This is a genomic window from Sphaerisporangium melleum (genome assembly GCF_014646695.1).
GTDB classification, from domain to species: domain Bacteria; phylum Actinomycetota; class Actinomycetes; order Streptosporangiales; family Streptosporangiaceae; genus Sphaerisporangium; species Sphaerisporangium melleum.
This window is the reverse complement of the sequence record NZ_BMNT01000117.1, coordinates 1-1,486: the sequence shown is the minus strand read 5'-3', so window position 1 is coordinate 1,486 and position 1,486 is coordinate 1. Positions and strand designations below refer to the sequence as shown.

The following is a 1,486-nucleotide window of genomic DNA, read 5'->3' as shown; positions in this document are numbered from 1 at the left end:
CGACGACCTGGCCCCCTTCGACCCCGAGGTCTTCACCGACGCCCTCCTCGGCGACTGACTCCAGACCCGGCGGCGCCTCGGGTGCCGCCGGGCCACGCCTGCGGGCTCACACTCGTCGCTGTCCGTACCGCACGGCCTGACAGGCAAAGGTCAGGGCCCCATCGAGTCGATGGGGCCCTGACCTCGTATGAAGCAGCCACCGGGGTTGTCCGCCACGATGGCGCCTCGCTGTGCCATGGGGCAGCGGTTTCGACTAGCTGCTGCGTGCCGAGGAGGCCGGGCGGGCCGCGCTGGTCGTCGCCGCCACCGACGCCGTGCTCAGGCCCGCTGCGTTCGACGACGCCGAGTGGGTGGCCGGCCTGGTCGCCGTGGCCGATGAGCTGCGCCGCGCCGTCGAGAGCCTGCTGTCGGGCGTGGTCGTCGCCGAGGACGTCACCGTGGCCAGAAAGCTCGTCGAGCAGCGGCCCGACCTGCGGGCGCCGTCGGCTGTGAACCCACGCGCGGCCCGGCATGGTGTGCGGCGACGAGCGGGTCATTCTCTCGCCGTCAGGACTGCATGCAGTTTGCATGCTAAATTGGTGGCATGGGTACCATCCAGATCCGGGACGTCCCAGACGACACCGAACGCACATTGAAAGCGCGGGCAGAGCGAGAAGGCAAGTCGCTGACGGCCTACGTCCGCGACTTGCTGTCCGAAGAGGCGGCCACCCCGACGCTGGACGAGGTGATGGCCAAGATCGCTGACGATGAGCCCGTCCCCTACGATCCCGAATTCGTCCGGGAGACGCTGCGCGAGGGGCGCCGATGAGCCTTGTCGTCGACACCTCGATCGTCTTTCGCCTGCTGGCGAACGTCAAGGGCGATGACCTGCTCCGGCAGCGCCTGGCCCGCAAGCTGCACGCCCCAGCGTTGATCGACGTCGAGATCGCCTCCGTCGTGCGCGGGCATGTGATCACCACCAAGCCGGAGGTGCGCATCTCGGAGGCGCGGGCGCAGATCATGCTGGAGCGTTACGCGCAGCTCAAGATCGTGCGACATCCGATGCTGCCACTGCAGAGACGAGTGCTGGAGTTGCGGCACAATCTCGGCGCCTATGACGGCATGTACGTGGCTCTCGCCGAACTGCTTGGACTTCCGCTGCTCACCGACGACGCCAAGTTCGCCGGCGCCACCGGCCACCGAGCGGAGATCCACCGTTATCCTCCGCCGCTGACGTGAACCAGAGCCTCGCGTCGTCTCCGGCGGTACGGCCGAAGCGGGCTGGACGACGACGCCTGGGACGAATGCTCGGCGCGGCCGACACCTTCCGGGCCGCCGCCGCCGACCAGCTCCAGACCTGGGGCGAGCGTGTCGGCGCGGAGGTGGTGCGCAAGGACGAGGGGGCCGACCCGGCTTCCGTGGCCTTCGACGCGGTGTCCAAGGGCATCGACGACAAGGTGGACACCGTCATCGTGGACACCGCCGGCCGCCTGCACACCAAGACCGG

At 69.1% G+C, this 1,486-nt stretch carries 3 protein-coding genes and 1 pseudogene; all 4 read left to right on the top strand.

What is annotated here, in order from left to right; all coding sequences use genetic code 11:
• Nucleotides 1-257: 257 nt before the first annotated feature.
• Complete coding sequence (locus IEY93_RS39915) at nt 258-635, top strand: SMC hinge domain-related protein (RefSeq protein ID WP_189167879.1); 378 nt, start codon at nt 258-260, stop codon at nt 633-635.
• Nucleotides 584-808 (top strand): FitA-like ribbon-helix-helix domain-containing protein, encoded by a 225-nt coding sequence (locus tag IEY93_RS37375; RefSeq protein ID WP_229691818.1) that lies wholly within the window; start codon nt 584-586, stop codon nt 806-808. Before IEY93_RS39915 ends, IEY93_RS37375 begins: the two co-directional genes overlap by 52 nt.
• A complete protein-coding gene (locus IEY93_RS37370) occupies nt 805-1,218 on the top strand; it encodes a type II toxin-antitoxin system VapC family toxin (protein ID WP_189167877.1) in 414 nt (137 codons plus the stop codon). The genes IEY93_RS37375 and IEY93_RS37370 overlap by 4 nt, the downstream gene beginning before the upstream one ends.
• A gap of 65 nt (nt 1,219-1,283) precedes the next feature.
• Nucleotides 1,284-1,486, top strand: a pseudogene (locus tag IEY93_RS37365) (signal recognition particle-docking protein FtsY); the annotation flags it as partial.

Excerpts from the sequence above, each read along its gene's own strand:
- IEY93_RS37375 (WP_229691818.1), top strand. The coding sequence starts at position 584 with ATGGGTACCATCCAGATCCGGGACGTCCCAGACGACACCGAACGCACA.
- IEY93_RS37370 (WP_189167877.1), top strand. The coding sequence starts at position 805 with ATGAGCCTTGTCGTCGACACCTCGATCGTCTTTCGCCTGCTGGCGAAC.